This is a genomic window from Caloramator sp. Dgby_cultured_2 (genome assembly GCF_028872215.1).
GTDB classification, from domain to species: domain Bacteria; phylum Bacillota; class Clostridia; order Clostridiales; family Caloramatoraceae; genus Caloramator; species Caloramator australicus.
The window spans coordinates 837,477-859,334 of sequence record NZ_CP118396.1 but is presented as its reverse complement, the minus strand read 5'-3'; the positions used below and the strand labels follow the sequence as shown (position 1 = coordinate 859,334).

Below are 21,858 nucleotides of genomic sequence, written 5' to 3'. Positions count from 1 at the left end.
GAATTAAGTGTTGTTTTTCGAGTGCAAACACTTCTTTCGGTATTCTTTTATTGTCCCATGAACGTTTGCATTGCCTGTTCTATCGAGCCATTCTAAGCAGGATTTATTAAATGAATCTATATCTTCAAAAATTCTATGTTTTGCAAAATTATTCTTAACATATTTCACTACCGCTTCTATTTTCCCCTTACTTTCTGGGTCATATGGTCTACATAATCTAATTTTAAATTTCATAAAGTCCACATATTTTTGAAATTCTTCAGTATATATTACATCACCAAAGTTTTCATCAACTGCAAGAAGCCTATCTTGATCATAAACAATCTCTTTAGTGCTTCCACCAAAGAATTCAAATGCTTTATCGTGTGCTTCGATAAAATCAACAGTAGTAAAAGGCTTGGCCTGCCAGTAGGCAAACTTCATTCTTGAATGTGATAGAACCATGGCAAAGCAATACAGCTTTATTCTTGAGCCATCTATAGTATCAACCCAAATCTGACCAAAATCCACCTGTGATTGGAATCCCATTTCTAATTCTTCTACTGCTTCATATTGTCTTTTGTGTCCCTGCTTTGGTATTTTGTATTCACTTCTCAAGGAACTTATATATGCCCTTACTGATCTTTCAGAACACGGAACATTGCCATATCTTTCTTTAATCCAGTCAGTTATCTGAGCCGATGATAAATCAGGATAAGTGCTAAGCCATTGAAGTATCTGATCCTTGTAGATATCAAGCTTTTTCTTTTTCTCTTTCTGTTTAAATCTGAAAATTCATCAGGTGTCATGTTGAAGTATTTACTAACCGTTTTGTAATCCACCCCCAGATATCTTGCAATTTGAGACTTTTTCAAGCCATTTCCCTTTAGGTTTTTGATTTCAGAAAACAATCTCCATCCCTTCTTTTACCATTTATGATTCCCACAATATCTCCCCTGTTATCTTAAACTAATTAAATTTTAACAGGAGAAGATAGTTGCTGTATATATTACTGGTAAATTTTCGGGATTTTTAACTTCCGAAATCTCTCCATTTTATTTTACCACTTACATTTTAGCAGGATTTTGTATTTTATGCTACCATTTATATTGTATTAGCAATTTCCACATAAATGCTAAAAGAGGAAGGCTTTTATCTTACCTTCCCCTTATTATTTCCCAGGTTTAATATTTATTTAAAATTTTAATTTTCAACCTTTTTCCATCATTTCTTTAGCTGGTTGCTTAATTTGAATTATTAAACGAGTTTTATTTGATGTAATTGTTTATGAAGTATTGGAAATGATGGATTTTTGATTTATAATACATTCTGACAATTGTTTTTCAGCGAGATTTTTATAAGTTTTTCAGAGAGTTGATTTTATATTTTAAATTCACTTTCTAAAGGAAAAAGACCCTTTAAGGTCTTCTACTGCTCATTGGTATTTTCCATTTCAAGTAGCATTATCTCCTGCTGAAGCTTTTGAATCTGCCTTCCTATTTCTTCTCTTTCAGCTTTGCTTAAGTCATTTTCAAAAGCTTCAACAGCTAATTTCCTCATCATTATTAGTCGTTCCTCTACCATATCAAGAATATGTATCCTATATTTTACCCATTGAAGTTCTTTTATTAATTCTTCTTTATCTTCCATAATTTCACACGCTTACATCTATTATTTTTCCTAAGTTTGGATCTATGCTCTTTTCAATCATCTTTACTATTTCATTAGCAGTTTGTTTGCCTGTTTCCATTACAAGTTTCATCACTGCAAGGCTTGTTTCTTGGGCTATTTTTGCTTGGTTTAGATTGATTGATAGAACAGCTATGTCCATAGTATAAAATAATTTCCTGAAGTTGTTAAAATCAAACATTAATTCAAAAATTATACTTTATTCAAGAAAGAAATAAACTTTTTAGCATGATTAACATAACTATGATTATTTTTAACATATTGATAAGCATCATATGATATTCTCTTATATTCATCATAATTCAATGATAGAACTTTCTCAATTATTTTTGCTAATTCTCTAAAGTTTTTTGTTGAAATAAATAGCCGTTTTTATTATTAACTATTATTTCTTTAAGGCCTCCAATATTAGATGCTATAACAATTTTCCCGCAAGCCATACCTTCAAGTGCAGCAAGAGAAGTTGCTTCTTCCACCAAATTAGATTTTATTGAAGGTATTAGAACTATTTTAGATACCTTAAAAAAATCATAAACCTTATCATGACTAATTGGGCCTAATAATTTTACATAATTAATTAAATTATGCTCATTAATAAAACTAATTATATTTTGTTTTTCAATTCCATCTCCAATAATATACATTTTAAAGTTTTTAACACCTTTTTTACCAGTTCATTAGCTGCTTTTACTGCAAATATAACACCATTTTTGGGAACAAGTCGTCTTGGTATTAAAATAATATTCTCATTAAAATATTTTATATTCTCTTTTTCATCATATTTAAATATCTCATCATTAATTGCATTTTTTAATATTATGATTTTATCTGAGTTTTTATTATCTAATTCATCATTAATATAATTTTTAATTTTTGTATCAACAGCAATTATTAAGTCAGAATATTCATATGCATTTTTTTCATACTTTAAGAAGAATTGATACACCTCTTGATCTTTTATCAATCCATAATCTTTGTTCTCAAAAGTAAAATAACCATGTATAGTAGAAATTATAGGAATGTCTATATTTAATTTTTTAGTGCATTTTTGGCTGCAATTATTGAAATAACATCATGACAATTAATGTGGCTGATATATTTGTTATTTATAATATCCATTATTTTTTCTCTAATTGTTTTTGAATAATATAAACTAAATATATAAAATTTATATTTTGATTTTTTATCATGTCCTCTTGTATACTAAACTCTTTAATCATTTCATTAATATTTAAAGTCGCATTCTCATCTGGAATATATGTTACTAAATCATTAGATATTCCTAATTTATTCAAACCCTTAGATAATAAATCAATATGAATATGTTTTCCACCTACAGCCTTACCATTATTAGGATTATCTGTTGACACTATTAATATATTAATATTTTTATAGTAATATTTTTGATTATCAATATCAATACCTAATGTTGAACTTAATTGTTCGACTCTTATTTGTAAAATATCCTCGTTATTACTAGATTTATATTCTTTTTCTTTTTGAAGACGATATTTACGATACCAATAAATTGCTTCATTTAAAAACATTTTTTTATTTCTATCGTTTCATCTTTATAAAATTCTAACAAATTCAAATAATAGTTTGTTATCAAGTTATAAAAATAAACTTTATTTTTATTAAAGTTACCTAAAATGTTCTTTTGTATTATATACCTTCTTATTATATAATCTATAAACTTAACTTTTCCTCCAAATACTATTTCTCTATTTTTATTACCTGTTAATAAAAAATTTTGACCATGAATCCTATAAAAATATAGTGGTAATTTAACATGTTTATATTTGCAATCAAAAATGTTGTTCAAATAAAATGGAACATTATCAATGCAATAATTTTGTATCACATATTTAATATAATCTTTTTCCAGAATCCATGATCTGGAATCACCGATGTAAATTTATTAAACATATCAATCAAAATTTCTTTTGGACTATCATAATCATTAAATTCAATCTTATTAAGAATTTCTCCATTCTCATCTATTGTAAAAAATCAGTATATACAAAATCTGCATTGTCTTTCATAATATTAAACAAACATATTTCAACATACTTACTATCAATTTTATCATCACTATCAACACGAGCTATATAATCTCCATTAGCCTGTTGTATTCCAAACTTAAGTGCCTCTAATTGACCTGCATTTTTAATCTTATAATATCTTATTCTTGAGTCATTAAATTTCATAATAATTTCTTCTGAATTGTCAGTAGAACCATCATTTATTATTATTAATTCAATATTACTATAAGTTTGAATTAAAACACTTTCTATCGCATCTTTTAAAAATTTTTCTTTATTATAAACAGTCATTACAATTGAAACCAGTGGTTTTTCCTTATGCTCAATTTTATTATATTCTAACTTGTTAAAAACTTTCTTTAGCAATGATATTTGTTTAATTAAACTATAATTATTTTTAATATATTCTCTATAAAAATTAGAATTATAGTCTAAATTAAGCATTATTAATACATCATCAATCTTATTAAATAACAAATATTCTGGATAAATATATTTTGCACCAACAAAATTATGAATTATAGGTTTAATTCCCTTTGCCATTGCCTGCATCACACTTAAGTTTTGTGATTCTAAAAGGCTCGAACACAAAATATAATTTTTATCTTCAAGCCATTTATCCAAGTCATTCTGCCAACCTTCGAAAAATACGTTGTTTTCTAATCCTAGCTCTTTTATCATTTGATTAAAATAAAGTACATATCTTTCATCCTGAAACTCTCCAGCAATATATAATTTGTATCTATTATCTTTATCATAAATCGCCTTAAAAGTATGCAACAAGAGCATAGGCCCTTTTTATAATTTATATATCCAACATATGCAATATTATACCCCTTATCTCTTTGTTTGAAAGTCCATTTTTTAGATTAATTCCATTAGGTATAACTTCAATTTTATCTTCTTCTATGTTGACTTTTTTAGTAACTATTTGTTTTAAATTCTCTGATACAAATATAACTTTATCAATATTTTCCCAGTTAACATTTTTTATATTATCAGTAAAGGCTTCATAACTATGCAATCTACATATAACCTTTTTTCATTTGCAATAGGCAACCTACTTCCATACACTGCAAGTTCGTTACACCATTCAAACCAGCAAATATCTGCCCATTCCATCCATTTATCAACTAATCTTAATTCTTCATTGTTTGAAACTAAGACTAATTTTACTTCATAATCATATAAAAGATGAACAATAATATCATACAAGAAATTATCTAGTCCTTTTATGCAGAAAATGGCTAATTTTGTTCTATTATAATCTAACAGTTCTCTACTTTCTTCTAAAAGGATTTTTAATTTATTATCAATTTGGTTTTTTAAATCGGCATCAATACATATTTCATAAGCTCTCTTATAAAAATAATATGCATTAGTTTTATTGTTTTCTGCTTCAGCAATAAAAGCAAGATTATAATTAATATCAAAATTTGATTCATCTTTTAATAACCCTTCTAACAATATCTCTTTTGCATCATCTAATTCATGTTTTAAAATATAAATTACCCCAAGCATTGAATAAATATCTATATCATCTGGAACAACTTTTTTATAATCTTCAATTGCTAACTTTGCATCTTCTAGCTTGTTATCATTAATTAGGGTTTCTATCATTGATTTAATTTTTTTCTTTCTTTCTTCAATCATAGCAACACCACCAAATAAAAATCAATTATTTTTTAGTTCAAAATCAATTTTTTCCATATACATTTGAATTAATCTTGCATAATTTGGTTGAACTTCAATTATTTCCTTTAGATACTTGAAAGCAATCTTGTATTCTTTCTTTGATAGATGAACTTTTATTAAGTAGAAAATCATTAAAAATTTAATCTCATTACTTTCTACATATTTATAATTCAATCTAATTTTGTCTGTTTGATACATATTTTCTATATAAATAGTTCCAACATCTATATATTTAAGAAATAATTCATAATATTCATTTATTATTATATCTGTATTACTTACATAATTAGTTAATAAAATCTCTAAAATTATTTTTAATAATACGATCATTTGTAGATCGCGAATATTAAAATTAACGTTATGCAAATATTTTTTGAAATGTTCTTCAAACTCATATCTATTAATCAAAAATTAATCACGTTTCTTTGCTTATTTGGATTTAAAACTTTTAACAGCTTGATTACAACTTCCATATTTTCTTTTAATTTGTTAAATAATTTAAAATAATATATAGGTTCTTTATCTAATTCTAAACTTTTTATAAAATTATAGACTTCTAATAAATTATCAGACATTATTGAAAGGCATAATTTGCCATAATTATTTTCTATTTGAGAAAATGTTTTGCGAATCAAAAAGCTTTTTCTTTTTCTATTTTATCAATCTGCTCTTCCAAAACAAATTCAAAATATTTCTTTTCTTCCTCTATGTTTATATTTAAATAAACATTTTTTAATTCGTCTATTTTTTCATCTTTTATTAAAATATTAATTATTTCATATATTTTTCTTTTGTTGTCACTTATTTTTTAGCGAATTTATAAGCATCTTCATAGTTTTTGTTCTCTAAATAATATTGAACGTAAACTAAATAAACATTATCCTTTGAATTATTATCAATATTATATAAAGAAATCGACATGTCTTTAATAATGTTAAGATTATTAATATCATCATTTAATTTCAAGTATTTTTGAAAAGTATTGATTGCCTCGCTAATTAATCCTAATTTATAATATGCAAATCCCTTTAGGTAATAAAGATCGATAAAATCATTTCGAATTTTTATTCCTTCTTCAGTTACTTCTATAACTTCTCTATATTTTTCATTTCTATAAGCTTCCCTAGCATAAGCAGAGTAAATATAAGAATATACAAATTTATCTTGGGACTTTTTATTTTTCAATAATTCATATGCTTTCCTAAATTCTTCTAACGCCTTATTAATTTCACCATACATAGAATAACTAACGCCAAGTTGATACCTATAATACAAATTATTTGGATTTTTTTAAGTTCTTCTTGTAATATAGAAGCAGTCCTTTTGTATTTTTTCTCCATCAAAGCTTTATCATTAGTTATATAGCCATAATGCCAAATTGAAATATTTGAATAATAAATAGGTTCTTTAAACAATGGTTGATTATGGACAGCACCTATATATTTGAAGTTACCATCATTTTTAAACAACCGCGGAGACATGCTTATCATGTATCCTTCTTTACTAGTTAGATTTGATGCATTTTTAACTAAAACTCCAATAGTATTAATTTTTTTAGTATCAATTGACTTAAATAACTCTACAAGTTCGTTTGCATTCTCTAATTCTTCATCGGCATCTAATATGAATATCCATTCTCCCTTTGCGTAGGATATTGTAATATTTCTCATTTCTGCAAAATTATTGTTCCACGGATGAAAATACAAATTATTCGTATATTCATTAACTATATCCGGAGTTTTATCAATTGAACCAGTATCTACAACAATAAGCTCAGCAAAATCGTTAGTTAGTAATATTTTTATGCTGTCTAAGCATCTTCTAATATTTTTTCTTCATCCTTAACCATCATACATATGCTTATTTTAGGCATAAGCTCACCTCAGTTATCACTAAGTTTCAAATATTCTTCGATAATAGGAATAAGTTCGTATTTTAAAGTATCTAAAAATAGATAATAATCTCCTTCCTTCATTGCAAAAAGCATTTGATTCAATTTTTCATTAAAAAAGTTCACATCAAAAATACTTTCATTTATATTATTTGAAAAAGAATTAAATCATCAATTATTTTTATAATTAATAAATTAATTTCTTCAGTATTGCCAATATCTAAAGCCTTAGCAAGCCCAACAATTTTTTCTTTTAACACATTTATTAACATAATATATACTCCTCTCACTTAATTATTAAATAAAGGCTCTGATGCTCCAGAGCCTTTATTAATTATCTTAATAATTGCAATACATTTTGTGGAAGCTGATTTGCTTGAGCAAGCATTGCTTGTGCCGCTTGAGCAATTATGTTATTCTTTGAGAATAGCATCATTTCCTTTGCCATATCAACATCACGAATTCTTGATTCTGATGCAGTTAAGTTTTCAGCAGCAGTTCCAAGATTGTTAATTGTGTGTTCTAATCTGTTTTGAAGAGCCCCAAGTTTTGATCTTTGAGATGAAACTTTATTAATAGCAGCATCAATTGTTGAAATAGCTGCAGTAGCATTTGCTGCACTAGTAACAGTTAAAGAACCAAGTCCTAGTGAAGATGAATTCATATTAGAAATACCAAATGTTATTGTTTGAGCTTTATTAGCACCTATTTGGAAAGCCTTTGAACTAAATGTTCCATCAAGAAGCTTTTGAGTATTGAACTCAGTTTGTCCTGCTATTCTATCAATTTCACTCTTTAATTGGCTAATTTCATTTGATATAGCTGTTCTATCTTCTGAAACGTTTGTATCGTTAGCTGATTGAACTGCAAGTTCTCTCATTCTTTGCAAAATTGCATGGGTTTCATTTAATGCACCTTCTGCTGTTTGGATAAGTGATATAGCATCTTGTGCGTTTCTTGCAGCTTGTTCAAGACCTCTGATTTGTCCTCTCATCTTTTCTGAAATTGCAAGACCAGCAGCGTCATCTCCTGCTCTGTTAATTCTTAAACCTGATGATAGCTTTTCAACTGACTTTCCTAAAGCAGTGTTATTCATAGCAAGATTTCTGTGTGCGTTCATCGCATTAAGATTGTGATTGATTATCATGATATCTCCTCCTTGATTTATATTTTAGAGGGAGTCCTTTCCCTCATTTTAGCTTTAACTTAAAGCGGCCGCTTTTTGTTTTCTAATATTAGTTTCGGAAGGTTTTAGATAAACTTTAGGGGTTTTTTAAAATTTTTGTTTAAAAATATCGAGTCAAGGTTTTCTTTGTTAGTATAAGCCTTTGCGGCTGATTTTTTTCGTTGAAGTTTTTTAGTTGGTTTCGTAAAGATTGCAATTTTTCCTTTAAAAGATTTTGTATTTTTGTTTCTAATTCCAATAAGTTTAATTCTTCAATTATATTGTTTAATTGGTTTTTATTTTTATCATTTAGAATATCTATAAGCTCCTGCCTTTTGTCAAGCAAAGTATCAAGATTATCAAATTCATCCTCTAAAAGGGCTTTTAAAATTTCTAATGAGATATTTTTATACTGAGCTAAAATATCAAATACATCCATTATTTATTCATCGCTCCTATTTGGGAATATAGCCAGTTTGCCTGGTCGTTAAATTTTTGCATCGCTGCTTCAAGTTTTGCAAAGTCTCTATAGTATTTATCTTCTTTTTCGGCAAGTTTTTTATTAAGCTCATCAATAAGTCTATCTTTTTCTTGTAATTCTTTAGATAAAAGGTTATTAAATTCAGTAAAATCTCCCTTTATTCCTGCCTTTTCAAGAAGAAGCCCCTTTTTACCTGAGCTGTTTCTTGTTGTTCTTATATTATCTTCTAAAATATCCTTAATCCTTTGAAAGATTCCTATTTCTGCATTTCTGTCTTCTCTTCCGCTATAGGTTTTATTTGGATCGTATGCTATGGTTGATGTTTTTACAAATAGGTTTATAACGTCTTGGCCTCTTGTTTCAAGGGCTGTTTTTAGTTTTGCTTCGTCGATTATTATTTTTCCCTTTTGGGTATAGTCGCTGGAGGTTGAGAGACCTACTTCCTGGAGGGATATTCCTACATCCTTTACCGATTGGAAAAAGGCTTGTCTTAAATTAAAGATCATATTTTGAAGGATGCTGTCTCCCTTTAATAGACCTTCTTTGGCTTTTTCCTCCCACATTTTAATCTCGTCTTCCTTCATTTCCTTCTTTTGATCATCAGTTAAAGGTTGATAGGAATAGGCCCTTTTTTCTGAAAGCTTTTTATTTATTTTGTCTATAATTTCGTTATATTTATTTACAAACTCTTTAATTTTATCAATAACAGGTTTAGAGTCAACATTTACAGTAAACTTAACAGGATTTTCTTCAGAAGCCAGTCCGTTTAAAGTATAGGTTATGCCATCTATAGTAAATGTATTGGTTTCCCTTTGAACTTCTACAAAGGAAGAATTATTAGGGGTTTTTATTTTAAATTTAGCGTTTTGTCCGGTTACTGCATCAGTCATATCGTTTATATTTAAAAAAGATGCACCTGTAATTTTTAATGAAGCACTTTCGCCAGTTTTTGAAGTCTCAAAGGTTATATTTTTGTAAGTTCGCTAAACCTAACCTTAACTGCTCCGTTTGTTTCAGAATTTACTTCGTTTATTAGATCTCTAATGGACATATCACCATTAACTTCAATGGATGTGCCTGTCCCATTATAGGTTAAATCAATTTTTGTTATTCCTGATAATCCTAAACTTGATAACTTAGTATCTAGATTCAAATTTTCAGCATTAAGCTCTCCAACAACCGTTGCTCCCTTTGCAAGCTGCGATACAGCAACTTCATATTGTCCTGCTTGGGCATCAGCAGTTGCAGTAACCTTTATTGGAGCATTTGAATCAATTGAAACAGAATATGGTGCAAGGCTGTTGGCTGATAATATATACTTGTCCTTGTTTAGAACGTCAAAGAAGGTGCTTTTAAAGGTGTTTAAATCGCCTATTATCTCCCTATAAAGGTCCTGTCTCCACTGAATTAACTGCCTTTGCTGCTTTACTTTGTCAACCTTTGTTTTTTCCGCCTGCATTAGCTGCTTGACCATGTTGTCCACATCAAGGCCTGTTGCAAGGCCTGTAATTCTTAAGGTGCTTGGCATAAATTCACCTCCTAAAGCCCCTTTAGGATTTTTTCAACATTTTTAAGGGATTCAAGATTTTCTTCTCTGATCTCCTTTAAAAGCTCCTTTCTTATTACCTTTACATTCTTAGGTGCCTCGATTCCTATTTTAACTGTCCCTTGAGAAATTTCTAAAATCTTAATCTCCACGCCCTCACCGATAAGGATGGATTCTCCTTCTTTTCGTGTTAGGATAAGCATTTTATCTCCTGCCTTATGCTATATTTTTTATCATTTAATATTATTTGCTTTCCTTTGTTGTTTTTTACATTAATTATTATCGGGGCAAGGAGATTGGCGGTTATTTTGTCCTCACGGACGGTAATTACGTTGTAAACCAAAACATCCTCATGGGATTTTATATCAAGTTCCTTGATCTCATCCTCTGAAAGTTCTAATTCATAGTCTTTAACATGATCCCAAGGCATTATTAAAAGCAGTGCTATGTTTTTTCTTCTATACTTTGAAGGCAATAAATGTTTGCCTCCTCAACCTTTGAAATGATAAATCTTTTATATTCCTCAAGGCCAGGGATCCCCTTTTCAAAATGGATTATATCATTTTCATCTATTTCAATTTGTCCAAAAATTTAGTTTCTATTATCATCTAAATCAACCTACCTTAAAAAGTCTAATAAACTTGGCTGAAGAATTTTTGCACCTGTCTGAAGTGATGCAGTATAAACGGATTCCATAACCTTATACTCCATAACCTTTTTGGCAATATCAACGTCATAAGTTTTTGATAAAAGCTCAGTCATATTAAAGGTCTCTGTTTCATTTTTAGAGAGCATATCCTCAAGCCTTTTTGTCTTGCCCCCGCATCTGCCCTCAATCTTAATAGATTGTTAAAATGCTCATCAAGCTCTCCTAAAAGGTCGCTTGGGTTTTGATCGTTTTCCAGCTTATTGATTATTTTTGAAAGGGTTGCAAATATTCCACCCTCATCAGTTGAAGAAGGATCATTTGCAAAATCGCTTCCCTTTACGGAAATGTCAATTATAACTCCGTTTGCCATCTCCTTAAATAGGCCATTTTTAGAACCTTGATATATAACCTTTCCGTTTTCCATCTTAAAGGGTGGATTTGTTGTCTTATCTCCGCCGAACAAATATCTTCCGTCATAGGCAGTATTGCCAACCTGCATAATGTGCTCCTTAAGCTGGCTAATATGCTTTGCAATTGCAAGGCGCTCCTCCTTAGTGTAGGCGCCGTTACCGCCCTGGATGGTCTTTTCACGGATAGTCTGAAGAGCCTCCCTATTTGTCCAAGGGCCTCATCCAATGTATTAAGCCAGTCCATACCCTCTTGTATATTCGTATGGTATCTTTCATTGGCTGCAATCGATGCCTTTAATTCCATAGTTCTTGCAACCTTAAAGGGGTCATCTGAGGGTTTTCTTACCTCATGTCCAGAGGATAATTGGTCTTGATATTTTTGCATCTCCTCAAGGTTTACCCTAAGATTTGAAAGAAAATTTTTAGTTAAAACTTTATTTGTAATCCTCATCTAATCACCTACCTTCTTACAAGTCCATTCACAACAACGTCAAGAAGCTGGTCTATTACGCTTATCATTTTAGCATTTGCCTCGTAGGCCCTTTGGAATTGAAGCATATTGGTCATCTCCTCATCAAGGGATACTCCAGATATGGATTCCCTACGAACAACCAGCTGGTCAACAAGGGCCTGTTGATTTTTTACCATCCTTTTTGCCTCCTGGTTTGATACACCAAGCTGGGATATGGTCGCCTTAAAATAATTGTCGATGGTAGTTCCTGAATTATTGCTAAATATTTTCGTCTGATTTCTATCCGCAAGGTTTAAACCGCTTGGTTCTACAGAAGTTATAGGATTTCCATTTGAGTCTGTATAAACGTTTTTCAAAAATTCTTCCCTTGATGTTATCTTTAGTATTTCCATTCTAATATTTCTTAACTGTCCTATTATAAGTGCCCTTTCTCCGTTTCCCGGAGCATAATTAGAATCATTCTTGTCGATTATTTTACCTGCATTAATAAGGAATACATCCTCCTTAATTTTAGCGTTTATCGATAATTTTTCTGCTGCCTTTATATCAGTCTCTGCTTCTATATTAAAGAAATTGATTCCTTTGCTTTGGTCTGAAGAGTTTGAATGAATGGTATTTACGGATATTGCAAGGGCTCTTGCTAGATTGTTTAGCTGTGTTTTATAGTCGTTTATTTCACCATAAAGGGAATCTAACCCCTTAAAGCTTCCGTTATAAAAATTTATGCTCTCTATCTTTAAATTGCCCTGGTTAAACTCCTGCATATCGTAAAGGACAACATGGGGCATTATAGAATTAATCTTGTAGGATACTACATTCCCATTAGAGTCCTTTATTTCTTCAATGTTTAAATATTTTTTAATTTCATCTATTCCGCTAATTTCTACATCGTAGGGCTTATTTATATCACCGTTGATGTTAATATTTAGTTTTATACTTGATAATTTGTCCTTTTCAATAATTAATGGAAAATCCTTTTTCTTTATTTCTTTACCATCTATATTCATTATCACATCGTTAACAAAGGCAAGACCTTTATTTATTTTTGAATCGGTAAGGATTGGGTTGTTTTCATCAATAAGGCCGGTTCCTGTCTTAGGAATAATTTTAATCCCCATGTAATCGGTCTTTTTATATCAAAATCAAATCTTTCGGATAATTTATCGAGTAAAGGTCCCTTCTATCTAAAAGGTCGTTAGGGATTTTTCCTCCAACTACAACCGCCTTAATCTGTTCGTTAAGATCAGCTATCTGAGTTAATATATTCGAAACTTCAAAAATCTGCTGCTGAATAAGGTCAGCGATGCCAACTTCCCTATCAACAAGCTGGGCGTAGTTTTGGTTTATGCCGTTAACTAAAGCCTCTGCGTTGCTTACAACAAGGGTTCTTGCTGTTGAGCTTTCAGGGTTTGTAGAAAGTCCCTGCCATGCATCCCAAAATCGGGTTAAAAGAGTTGCAAGACCTGTATCGGAGGGTTCTGTAAAAATGGCTTCTATTTCTGATAAAAATATTCCCTTGACTCAAACCTTTTTAGGGTGCTTGTTTCCTTTCGAACATAATAATCTAAAAACTCATCCCTTGTTCTTGTGATGCTTGCAACTTCAACTCCTGTTCCTACTTGCCCTGGTTCTGCTGCTGTAGTCAATGAGGGCATCCCGAAGGGTTTAGTTGTTTGTAGGTTTGCTCTTTGGACAGAATATCCTTCGGTATTGGCATTGGCAACGTTGTGGGATACAACATTTAAAGCTGTCTGCTGTGCAAACATTCCCCTTTTACTATGTTAAATGTATTAAAAAGTCCGCTCATGGCCCTTCCTCCTAAACGGTAGCATTAAATATATTGCTTGAAGATTTTGCGTTTATCTCTCCTGTTGGATTATAGGTTACACTCTTGTTGGGTGACAGGATATTGTTCATCATTCTAATATAGGATAATGATTGCTTTGTTAAGGCAAGGTTTGTTTCGTTTTTCTCCTTAACCTCAAGGGCAAGCCTTTCAAATTCTCTTGCTAAATCTTCAGATATAAGGCCTTCTTTTACAAGGTCTTGTATTTTTTTATCCTTTAAAAGCCTTTGCCTTTCACCCTCAAGCTTATTTATATTTATGGCTATATCCTTTTTAGTCTCCAATAATGATGCAATAATCTCACCTTGGTCCTTTATAAGGGCTTCCCTTTCCTTATCTAAAAGTTCAGTAAGCTGAAGAAAAAGATTAATAAATTCTAAAAATAACTCTTTTATATCCATCATTTATCACTTTCCTTCATAAAATTTAGGATACTCCTTGCAAGATCCTCATCGTTTATTTGGTATTTTCCTTCTTTAATAAGATTTTTTATCCTTTCAACATCCTTGGTTTCAATTTCAATGTTTTTGCTATCTCTAAAAATTTAGCAATTTCCTTTCCTTCCTTTGAAATTTCAATTGTATCTGATTTTCTTGATGGGCTTTCCTTTGCTACAGCCTTTGCGTTTTTATTGTATATATTTATGACATTATTGACATCTAACCTTATCCTCACTCTTATCACTCCCTTATTTTTTCTATATTATATATCGTAATTTAAGTATTAAACTTTACACAAAAATTTAAAGCCTCAGGATTATCCCTGAAGGCTTTTAATTTTTTCAACATTATTTACTATGCTTGTTATTCTAACTCCAAAGTTTTCATCTATAACAACAACCTCACCATAAGCAACCCTTTTTCCGTTTACTAAAATTTCAACAGGCTCTTCGGTTAGCTTATCAAGTTCGATTAATGAACCTTGACCGAGTTCGAGTATTTCCTTTATTGTCTTTTTAGTTCTTCCAAGAACGACAGAAATCTCAAGGGGAACGTCCAGTATAAGTTCTATGTTTTGCTTTTCCTTCGGAGTTAGTGGTGTAAGTTCAGCAAAGGAAGCCTTTGAAACATTGACTTCTTCTTTTATTTCCTGCCTTGTCTCAATCTTTTGTTCTTTTGCCTCAACCTTTTCATAGGCAGCCTCTTTAACAGGTTCCGGTTCAGCAATTGGTTCCTCTGAAAGGCCGCCAGTCATCTTGTTTATTATCATCTTTGCAGTTTCAACAGGAAGTAATAACATAATTTCGCTATCTAATAGTTCAGCAATCGTAAGCCTAAAGGATATTCTAACTATCCTTTCATTTTCATCAATTAGCTCAGAAATTTTATCAACATCTCTATTCCATATTCTTGCCGCAGGAGGAGTGATATTTATAGGCATATTTAGCATAGTTGAAAGGGATGTTGCCGATGAACCTATCATCTGGTTCATCGCCTCCTGAACTGCACTTACTTCTATCTCGCTAAGTTCAGTTTTAATGTTTGAGCCCGTTCCTCCCATCATGATATCGGCAATAACTGAAGCGTCATCAATCTTTACAAGTAATAGGTTAGACCCCTTAAGACCTTCTATATACTCAACCTCAAGGGCCATTATGGGAACATTAAATTCCTTTTTCATATCGTTTAAGGTGGTTAAAGTAACCCTTGGAGTTGTTATATTAACCATTTTGCCTAATATTGTGGATAATGCCGTTGAGGCTGAACCCATTGATATATTTCCAATCTCTCCTAAGAGGTCCTTTTCATCGTCAGTCAAATCACTGCCGATATTAGCAGGTGTAACCCCGCTAAGCAAAGCATCTATTTCTGCTTGTGAAAGTATACCATCATGCATCCTCTTCCACATCCTTATCCTTTATTTCAAATATTTGAACTCCTAACTTTTTACCAATTTTTCCAGGATAAACTTTAAAATGAAGTTTATCCTCTATAAACATATTAAGAGGTTCACTAATCTTTTTATTGAGCTTAACAACGTCACCAACATCAAGGTTTAAAAAGTCTTCAACTGTTAAAATTGCTTTGCCTAATTCTACGCAGCAATCCACCTTAACTGGCATGAGGTTATTCTTAATTTTTTCTTTAAAATCTTGATCCAGCTTATCCGAAGCTGTGCTTTTATATTGAACGACTAACTTATCTACATAGTTTTCGATTGATATATAAGGAATACACATGTTAATATAGCACTGATTATTACCAATTTGAGTTGAAAATGTAATAAGACAAACAGGTTCATTAGGGGCAATAACTTGGTTTAATATTGGGTTTGTTTCTATATTGTCAAAGACAATATTAACATCTATAATATCTTCCCATGCCATTTTTAGGTTTTCAAGAATTTTAAGATTTAATTTTTTATTATATTCTTTTCTATATCCGTAAAATCCCTTGTCTTTACCTGCCCCTTTCCTGATCCTCCAAACATAAGGTCTACTATTTCAAAAACATAATTGGGACCAGTTTCGAACATAAAGGGCCCAGTAAAGGGCTCTAAATAAAATGTCATCAAAATTGTGGGATTAGGAACAGAATGTATAAATTCCTCGAAGGTTATTTGTTCTATAGAAATAACTTTAATTTGAACTGACGTCCTTAAGTTTGCCGTCAGATAGTTGGCAACAATCCTTCCAAAATTATCATGAATCATTTCAAGGGTTCTTAAATGTTCCTTTGAAAATTTATTGGGACGTTTAAAATCGTATTTTTTTACTTTTGTTTTTCTGCAGAAGAATGTTCCTCAAGCTCAATTTCTCCAGCCGATAGGGCTGAAAGGAGGGCATCTATTTCACTTTGTGACAAAATTTCTCCCATATAATCCCTCCTATCCTTCTATAAGGGCCTCTCCCTCCAATAGTGTTACAATATATTCCTTTAGATTTATTATACCTTTAATATAGGAATTATTTTCAACAGGCTTTTCGATTTTATCGTTTTCAATTTCAATAACTTCATCAACTTTGTTGACAATAAGTCCTATTTTCTCCTGATTAATTTCAACGATTATTATGTTTTCCTCCTGATCTTTATTTTGCTTATTTAATAATGTTTTTAAATCAACAACCGTTATAATTGAACCCCTTAAGTTTATAAGTCCCTTAACATAGTATGGTGCATTTGGAACTTTTGTTATACTCATCATTTTTTCTATTCCATGAACAAGTTTGGTATCAAGGGCAAACTTTTCATTACCCAACGTAAAAATCACTATCTGCATAAAGGTCACTCCTATCCTAAAACCTTCTTTAATGCCTCCAATACTCTTTCAGGCTGAAAGGGCTTTACAATAAAATCCTTCGCTCCAGATTTTATTGCCTCCATAACCATTGCCTGCTGTCCCATAGCAGAGCACATAATTATTTTTGCATTTGGGTCAAAGGCTCTTATCTCCTTAACAGCCTGTATTCCATCCATTTCAGGCATAGTAATATCCATCGTCACTACATCTGGCTTTTCTTGTTTATACATCTCAACAGCCTTTAGGCCGTTTGGAGCTTCACCTATAACTTCATAACCATTCTTTACTAAGATATCCTTTAACATCATTCTCATAAAAGCAGCATCATCTACGATTAACACTCTTGGCATGTTAAATCCTCCCTTTATAATCCTAATTTTGATAATATTTTTTCTAAAGAACCTGGCATTGGGATATAAAAGAAGTAACCACCAGATTCCTTATTTTCCTGCATAAACGTCGTATCAATAGCAAGAACATAATCACTATATTGTTCCGCATCAATAAAGGTAGTGCTTAAAATTGCTGCAAGCATATCTTCAACTACGTAAGGGACTGAACCAACTAAATTAAGCTCAGTAAACCTTGAAAGTGCGTTTAAATAGGAATTGCCTAATATATTGCCAGGCTCCTGGTATACTGAATAATAAATTTCCTCACTTGGAATGTCAAATCCTATGAGCATTTCGTCTGCTATTAGCCTTGCACTATCAGGTTTCATAACAAACAAAATATTACCAGGGGCATCTCCTAAAACCTTTAAAAGAACAGCAATAACTAAATCTTCTTCATCTCCAATTCTTGATACCATATCGTTAAAAAGTAGGACATCCACCTGTGGAACTGTCATATCGACCTTTTATTTATAAGTTGTGATAGGGCTGTTGCAGCATTACCAGCCCCAATATTGCCTATCTCCTTTAGGGCATCAAGCTGAATATCATTTAAGTTAAATTCCACGCAAATCACCCGCTTATACTAAGGCTGCAACATCTAATATTAGAGTTACCAAGCCATCTCCTAATATAGTTGCGCCAACATATTCTTTTTGTTTTTGTAATAACTTCCCTAAAGGTTTTATAACTATTTCCTGCTGTCCTAAAAGGGAATCCACCAATAGTCCCACAGTTTTTTCTCCCACCTTTACAATAACACAGAATTTTTCTTCTAATTCTACCTCCATTAAGTTTAATTTTTCAGAGAGTCTAATTAAAGGAATAACATTGTTTCTGTAGATTATTACCTCTTTATTATTGGATATTTTTATTTCACTAAGATTTATCTTAATAACCCTATCTATAAAGCCTAAGGATATTGCAAATGTTTCTTCTGAAACCTTTACCAGTAGGGCTTGTATTATAGACAATGTTAATGGAAGCCTTATTATAAAGGCTGTTCCCTTTCCAACTTCACTTTGAACCTCAATGCTTCCACCTAACGAAGTTATCTTTGTTTTAACGACATCCATTCCAACGCCTCTACCGGATATATCTGTAACCTTTTCGCTGGTGCTAAATCCTTGAAGGAATATGAGATTTCTTATATCCTGCTCTGACATACCATCAGTATTTATGCCAAGCTGATTTGCCTTTTTCTTTATTTTATTTACATCAAGGCCCCTTCCATCGTCTTCTACTTTAATAACGGCTTTATTTCCTTCTTGGTAAGCAACAAGCTTTACAGTCCCCTTTGAGCTTTTTCCTTGTTTTATTCTCTCTTCAGGTGTTTCAATGCCATGATCTATTGCATTTCTAAGAAGGTGAACAAGGGGTTCTCCTATTTCATCGATAACTGTTCTGTCAAGTTCTGTATCCTCGCCCTTCATAACAAATTCTATTTCCTTTCCAAGTTCCTGGGCAAGATCTCTAACCATCCTTGGGAATCTATTAAATACCTTTTCTATTGGGAGCATCCTAACCTTCATTACAAGATCTTGAAGATCTGTCGTTATTCTTCCAACTTGTTCTAATGTTTCATGTAGCTCCTGAGACTTAAAGTCTCTGCTTATCTGCTCCAGCCTCGTTCTATGGATTACAAGCTCCCCAACTAAATTCATGAATTTATCAAGTCTTTCAAGATCAACTCTTACTGATTGGGATACCTTTTTGTGTTTTTATCTTCTTCTTTTATTTCTGAAGTATTTACTACATCTTTTTGTTTATTTCCCTCAACTTTTTCTACTGTTTCTTCCTTCCTGTCATCCTTATTAATTTTTACCCTTTCAACCTCTACCTTTTCAACTTCAGAGATACCCTCTATCTTTGATTTAATATCCTTTTCACTTTTTTGGGTTATAAGTATTAAATAGAATTGGTTTTCAAAGTTTTCCTGTTCAAGATCCTCAATTGAAGGAACTGATTTAATAATCTCTCCTAATTCTTCAAGGGTTTTATATACTAAAAATGCCCTTGCAGATTTTAATATGGAGTCCTTATATATTGTAACATTTATCTTTAAAACATTATAGTTCTTTTCAAGGGCGCTTTTTATAATATCTTTATCATATTCATTAAATTCTATTTCTAGCTCTACTTTTTCTCTGTAATAGATGCAGCTTTTCCTTTTTCAATGTTTTTAAGGGCCTCAATTATTTCTTCGATCTCTGCATCTTCAGTCCCTTTTTCCCTTATATTTTCAATCATTTCCTGAAGTTTATCCACACATTTAAATAATAGTGTTATAATGTCAGAATTAACATTTAATTGGTCATTTCTAATTTTATCAAGGACATTTTCCATCTTATGGGTTAAATCTGCTACCCTCTCAAAGGCCATGCTGGCAGCCATTCCCTTTAAAGTATGGGCAGCTCTGAATATTGAGTTTATAATTTCCTTATCATCTGGATTTTTCTCAAGGGATAAAAGGCCTTCATTTAACCTTTGAATATTTTCTTCTGATTCTTCAAGAAATATATCAAGATATTGTGACATATCCATAATTACACGCCTCCTGGTTTTCTATATATAAATGTTGACGCCTTTTCAAATCCAAGTTCCCTATAATTATATATGCTCTCGGTTGCCCCTACAAACAAAAGTCCTCCCGGGTTCATAGCTTCATAAAACTTTTTATAAATCTGATTTTTACCTCCTGTGTAAAGTAGATGACTACATTTCTACAAACAATAAGGTCAAAGCCTGTCTCATATTTGTCTAATATTAAATCATGATGCTTAAAGGTTACTCTATTTTTTATAGTATCCTTCACAATATAATTATCGCCTTCAATAGTAAAATATTTATCTAAAATTTCCTTGTCCACATTTCTTACATCTTGGGGCTTATATACCCCCTTTTAGCAACCTCAAGAATAGTTTTGTCGATATCTGTAGCTATAATTTGATGCCTCTTGTTTGGAGTCAATCTATCCATTATTATGGCTAATGTATAAGGCTCAGCGCCGTTTGAACAAGCTGCGCTCCAAATTTTTAATATTTTTTTATCAGGATTTAGTAATTCTTTGACCTTCATCTCAAGGTCCATAAAAAGATCCTTATTTCTAAAGAATTCGGAAACATTTATAGTTAAGTGGTCCAAAAATTTTTTACTTAGATTGGGATCTGTTTTTAATTTTAAAATAAAGTCATCTTCATTTGTTGCGCCGGCCCTAGTCATAAAGCTTTCAATTCTTCTCGTTAATTGCTTTGATTTATATGCACTAAGATCAATTCCGTATTGTTTAAAAACAAATGTTTCTATTTTCTTAAAGTCCATCAACTTCTCCCCGAATAATTTTTACTATTTCTTCTGCTATTTGGTAGTCTGGCATTACGTAGTCGACGCATCCTGTTTCGATGGCTGCCTTAGGCATACCAAATATTGTGGATGTTGCTTCATCTTGTGCAATAGTTATTCCGCCTTTTAACTTGATAGCCTTTATTCCTTCTGCTCCATCCCTTCCCATTCCGGTTAAAATTACTGCAAGATTATTTCCGCGAAATTCCTCTGCCGCAGATAGAAAAAGCTTATCAACTGCAGGCCTAACACCATGAATTTGAGGCGACAAATCAAGTTTTATTTGCTTGTTTTTAACGAGCATGTGGAACCCGCCTGGAGCAATATAAACAACGTTTGGTTCTATTTTATCGCCATCCGTTGCCTCTATAACTTTTAAATTGCTGTATTTATCTAATCTTTCAGCAAAGGCTTTGGTAAAACCAGCTGGCATATGCTGAACTACAAGAAGGGGAACCTCTAAATCCTTTGGAAGCTTAGTTATTAATTCAAATAAAACCTTTGGCCCACCAGTTGAAGCACCAATCAAAACTGCTTCATATTTTTTCTTATTATATGCACTTTTGTTTATCGGAGAAAATTTATCAATAGCCTTTTCTCTTTTTAGTTTTTTTCTAAGGTGAACCTTTGCATATCTTATTTTCTCTACTAAATCCTCCTTAACCTTGTCTATATCAAGGGAAATAGAACCGGAAGGTTTTTGGATAAAATCAAAGGCCCCAAGCCTTAAAGCCTCAATAGTTGTCGATGAACCCTCAGAGGTTAAGCTGCTTAACATAATAACTGCAACATTACTATCCTTGATCTCCCTTAAAACTTCTAATCCGTTTTTGTTTGGCATTTCAACGTCAAGCGTTATAACATCAGGATTTAATGAGTTTATCTTTTTATTGCATCCAATCCATCCCTTGCTGTATCGAGAACTTCCATGTCAGGTTGGCTGTTTATCATATCTGTAATCATTTTTCTCATGAAGGCTGAATCGTCTACAACTAAAACCTTAATTTTATCCATAA

At 31.4% G+C, this 21,858-nt stretch carries 31 protein-coding genes and 7 pseudogenes; all 38 read right to left on the bottom strand.

The window, feature by feature from the left end:
• Positions 1-3: 3 nt before the first annotated feature.
• Positions 4-774: an IS21 family transposase gene (istA, locus tag PWK10_RS05740; RefSeq protein WP_342455696.1), complete on the bottom strand. Its 771-nt coding sequence runs from the start codon at positions 772-774 to the stop codon at positions 4-6.
• A gap of 633 nt (positions 775-1,407) precedes the next feature.
• Positions 1,408-1,629 carry a hypothetical protein gene (locus tag PWK10_RS05735; protein WP_274767663.1) on the bottom strand — a complete coding sequence of 74 codons (222 nt, stop codon included), beginning with the start codon at positions 1,627-1,629 and terminating at the stop codon, positions 1,408-1,410.
• A 4-nt stretch (positions 1,630-1,633) separates the two neighbouring features.
• A complete protein-coding gene (locus PWK10_RS05730) occupies positions 1,634-1,810 on the bottom strand; it encodes a YjfB family protein (protein ID WP_274767662.1) in 177 nt (58 codons plus the stop codon).
• A gap of 190 nt (positions 1,811-2,000) precedes the next feature.
• A complete protein-coding gene (locus tag PWK10_RS05725) occupies positions 2,001-2,312 on the bottom strand; it encodes a glycosyltransferase (RefSeq protein ID WP_274767661.1) in 312 nt (103 codons plus the stop codon).
• Positions 2,273-2,614, bottom strand: a complete 342-nt coding sequence (locus tag PWK10_RS05720; RefSeq protein ID WP_274767660.1) for a hypothetical protein — start codon at positions 2,612-2,614, stop codon at positions 2,273-2,275. Before PWK10_RS05720 ends, PWK10_RS05725 begins: the two co-directional genes overlap by 40 nt.
• 172 nt (positions 2,615-2,786) lie before the next feature.
• The gene (locus PWK10_RS05715) at positions 2,787-3,215 is read right to left on the bottom strand and encodes a hypothetical protein (protein WP_274767659.1); all 429 of its coding nucleotides are present in this window, start codon (positions 3,213-3,215) and stop codon (positions 2,787-2,789) included.
• Positions 3,206-3,532, bottom strand: coding sequence for a hypothetical protein (locus PWK10_RS05710; protein WP_274767658.1), 327 nt, complete (start codon positions 3,530-3,532; stop codon positions 3,206-3,208). The genes PWK10_RS05715 and PWK10_RS05710 overlap by 10 nt, the downstream gene beginning before the upstream one ends.
• A 136-nt stretch (positions 3,533-3,668) precedes the next feature.
• Positions 3,669-4,502: a glycosyltransferase gene (locus tag PWK10_RS05705; protein WP_274767657.1), complete on the bottom strand. Its 834-nt coding sequence runs from the start codon at positions 4,500-4,502 to the stop codon at positions 3,669-3,671.
• 16 nt (positions 4,503-4,518) lie between these two features.
• Positions 4,519-4,737, bottom strand: coding sequence for a glycosyltransferase family 4 protein (locus tag PWK10_RS05700; RefSeq protein WP_274767656.1), 219 nt, complete (start codon positions 4,735-4,737; stop codon positions 4,519-4,521).
• Positions 4,704-5,366, bottom strand: a complete 663-nt coding sequence (locus PWK10_RS05695; protein WP_274767655.1) for a tetratricopeptide repeat protein — start codon at positions 5,364-5,366, stop codon at positions 4,704-4,706. The genes PWK10_RS05700 and PWK10_RS05695 overlap by 34 nt, the downstream gene beginning before the upstream one ends.
• 21 nt (positions 5,367-5,387) lie before the next feature.
• On the bottom strand, positions 5,388-5,738 hold the full coding sequence (locus PWK10_RS05690; RefSeq protein ID WP_274767654.1) for a hypothetical protein: 351 nt from the start codon (positions 5,736-5,738) through the stop codon (positions 5,388-5,390).
• 471 nt (positions 5,739-6,209) lie between these two features.
• Positions 6,210-6,647, bottom strand: a complete 438-nt coding sequence (locus tag PWK10_RS05685) for a tetratricopeptide repeat protein (RefSeq protein ID WP_274767653.1) — start codon at positions 6,645-6,647, stop codon at positions 6,210-6,212.
• Positions 6,620-7,234 carry a glycosyltransferase gene (locus PWK10_RS05680; RefSeq protein ID WP_274768131.1) on the bottom strand — a complete coding sequence of 205 codons (615 nt, stop codon included), beginning with the start codon at positions 7,232-7,234 and terminating at the stop codon, positions 6,620-6,622. Before PWK10_RS05680 ends, PWK10_RS05685 begins: the two co-directional genes overlap by 28 nt.
• Before the next feature lie 56 nt (positions 7,235-7,290).
• The gene (locus tag PWK10_RS05675; protein ID WP_274767652.1) at positions 7,291-7,425 is read right to left on the bottom strand and encodes a hypothetical protein; all 135 of its coding nucleotides are present in this window, start codon (positions 7,423-7,425) and stop codon (positions 7,291-7,293) included.
• Between the two features lie 17 nt (positions 7,426-7,442).
• Positions 7,443-7,571, bottom strand: coding sequence for a hypothetical protein (locus PWK10_RS05670; protein ID WP_274767651.1), 129 nt, complete (start codon positions 7,569-7,571; stop codon positions 7,443-7,445).
• A gap of 62 nt (positions 7,572-7,633) precedes the next feature.
• A complete protein-coding gene (locus PWK10_RS05665; protein WP_274767650.1) occupies positions 7,634-8,446 on the bottom strand; it encodes a flagellin N-terminal helical domain-containing protein in 813 nt (270 codons plus the stop codon).
• A gap of 139 nt (positions 8,447-8,585) precedes the next feature.
• A complete protein-coding gene (locus tag PWK10_RS05660) occupies positions 8,586-8,903 on the bottom strand; it encodes a hypothetical protein (protein WP_274767649.1) in 318 nt (105 codons plus the stop codon).
• Positions 8,903-9,835 (bottom strand): flagellar filament capping protein FliD, encoded by a 933-nt coding sequence (gene fliD, locus PWK10_RS05655; RefSeq protein WP_274767648.1) that lies wholly within the window; start codon positions 9,833-9,835, stop codon positions 8,903-8,905. The genes PWK10_RS05660 and fliD overlap by 1 nt, the downstream gene beginning before the upstream one ends.
• Before the next feature lie 74 nt (positions 9,836-9,909).
• Positions 9,910-10,473 carry a flagellar cap protein FliD N-terminal domain-containing protein gene (locus PWK10_RS05650; protein ID WP_274767647.1) on the bottom strand — a complete coding sequence of 188 codons (564 nt, stop codon included), beginning with the start codon at positions 10,471-10,473 and terminating at the stop codon, positions 9,910-9,912.
• Positions 10,474-10,484: 11 nt separating this feature from the next.
• A complete protein-coding gene (gene csrA / locus PWK10_RS05645) occupies positions 10,485-10,694 on the bottom strand; it encodes a carbon storage regulator CsrA (protein ID WP_274767646.1) in 210 nt (69 codons plus the stop codon).
• Positions 10,682-10,995: pseudogene (fliW, locus tag PWK10_RS05640) on the bottom strand (flagellar assembly protein FliW). Before fliW ends, csrA begins: the two are co-directional and overlap by 13 nt.
• 114 nt (positions 10,996-11,109) lie before the next feature.
• Positions 11,110-11,253, bottom strand: coding sequence for a hypothetical protein (locus PWK10_RS05635; protein ID WP_274767645.1), 144 nt, complete (start codon positions 11,251-11,253; stop codon positions 11,110-11,112).
• Entirely contained in the window at positions 11,250-11,639 is a 390-nt protein-coding gene (locus PWK10_RS05630; protein WP_274767644.1) for a hypothetical protein, read from the bottom strand. The genes PWK10_RS05635 and PWK10_RS05630 overlap by 4 nt, the downstream gene beginning before the upstream one ends.
• Positions 11,640-11,642: 3 nt before the next feature.
• Positions 11,643-11,935, bottom strand: a pseudogene (locus PWK10_RS19525) (flagellin N-terminal helical domain-containing protein); the annotation flags it as partial.
• A gap of 74 nt (positions 11,936-12,009) precedes the next feature.
• A complete protein-coding gene (locus PWK10_RS05625) occupies positions 12,010-13,140 on the bottom strand; it encodes a flagellar basal body rod C-terminal domain-containing protein (RefSeq protein ID WP_274767643.1) in 1,131 nt (376 codons plus the stop codon).
• Between the two features lie 13 nt (positions 13,141-13,153).
• The gene (locus PWK10_RS19520) at positions 13,154-13,510 is read right to left on the bottom strand and encodes a FlgK family flagellar hook-associated protein (RefSeq protein ID WP_446715342.1); all 357 of its coding nucleotides are present in this window, start codon (positions 13,508-13,510) and stop codon (positions 13,154-13,156) included.
• A 5-nt stretch (positions 13,511-13,515) separates the two neighbouring features.
• Positions 13,516-13,788, bottom strand: coding sequence for a flagellar basal body protein (locus PWK10_RS05620; RefSeq protein WP_274767642.1), 273 nt, complete (start codon positions 13,786-13,788; stop codon positions 13,516-13,518).
• Between the two features lie 52 nt (positions 13,789-13,840).
• On the bottom strand, positions 13,841-14,272 hold the full coding sequence (locus PWK10_RS05615) for a flagellar protein FlgN (protein ID WP_274767641.1): 432 nt from the start codon (positions 14,270-14,272) through the stop codon (positions 13,841-13,843).
• Positions 14,269-14,349: a hypothetical protein gene (locus PWK10_RS19515; RefSeq protein ID WP_446715341.1), complete on the bottom strand. Its 81-nt coding sequence runs from the start codon at positions 14,347-14,349 to the stop codon at positions 14,269-14,271. The genes PWK10_RS05615 and PWK10_RS19515 overlap by 4 nt, the downstream gene beginning before the upstream one ends.
• An 8-nt stretch (positions 14,350-14,357) precedes the next feature.
• Positions 14,358-14,543 (bottom strand): hypothetical protein, encoded by a 186-nt coding sequence (locus PWK10_RS05610; protein ID WP_274767640.1) that lies wholly within the window; start codon positions 14,541-14,543, stop codon positions 14,358-14,360.
• Positions 14,544-14,624: 81 nt separating this feature from the next.
• Complete coding sequence (gene fliY / locus PWK10_RS05605; RefSeq protein ID WP_274767639.1) at positions 14,625-15,704, bottom strand: flagellar motor switch phosphatase FliY; 1,080 nt, start codon at positions 15,702-15,704, stop codon at positions 14,625-14,627.
• A pseudogene (gene fliM / locus PWK10_RS05600) lies at positions 15,697-16,684 on the bottom strand (flagellar motor switch protein FliM). Before fliM ends, fliY begins: the two are co-directional and overlap by 8 nt.
• A gap of 10 nt (positions 16,685-16,694) precedes the next feature.
• On the bottom strand, positions 16,695-17,087 hold the full coding sequence (locus PWK10_RS05595) for a chemotaxis protein CheW (protein WP_008909039.1): 393 nt from the start codon (positions 17,085-17,087) through the stop codon (positions 16,695-16,697).
• A gap of 11 nt (positions 17,088-17,098) precedes the next feature.
• Positions 17,099-17,458 carry a chemotaxis protein CheY gene (gene cheY / locus PWK10_RS05590; RefSeq protein WP_008909038.1) on the bottom strand — a complete coding sequence of 120 codons (360 nt, stop codon included), beginning with the start codon at positions 17,456-17,458 and terminating at the stop codon, positions 17,099-17,101.
• A gap of 14 nt (positions 17,459-17,472) precedes the next feature.
• A pseudogene (locus PWK10_RS05585) lies at positions 17,473-18,068 on the bottom strand (chemotaxis protein CheC).
• A 13-nt stretch (positions 18,069-18,081) separates the two neighbouring features.
• A pseudogene (locus PWK10_RS05580) lies at positions 18,082-20,044 on the bottom strand (chemotaxis protein CheW).
• A gap of 2 nt (positions 20,045-20,046) precedes the next feature.
• Positions 20,047-20,821 (bottom strand): annotated as a pseudogene (locus PWK10_RS05575) (CheR family methyltransferase).
• Positions 20,811-21,856: pseudogene (locus PWK10_RS05570) on the bottom strand (protein-glutamate methylesterase/protein-glutamine glutaminase). Before PWK10_RS05570 ends, PWK10_RS05575 begins: the two co-directional pseudogenes overlap by 11 nt.
• Between the last annotated feature and the right edge of the window lie 2 nt (positions 21,857-21,858).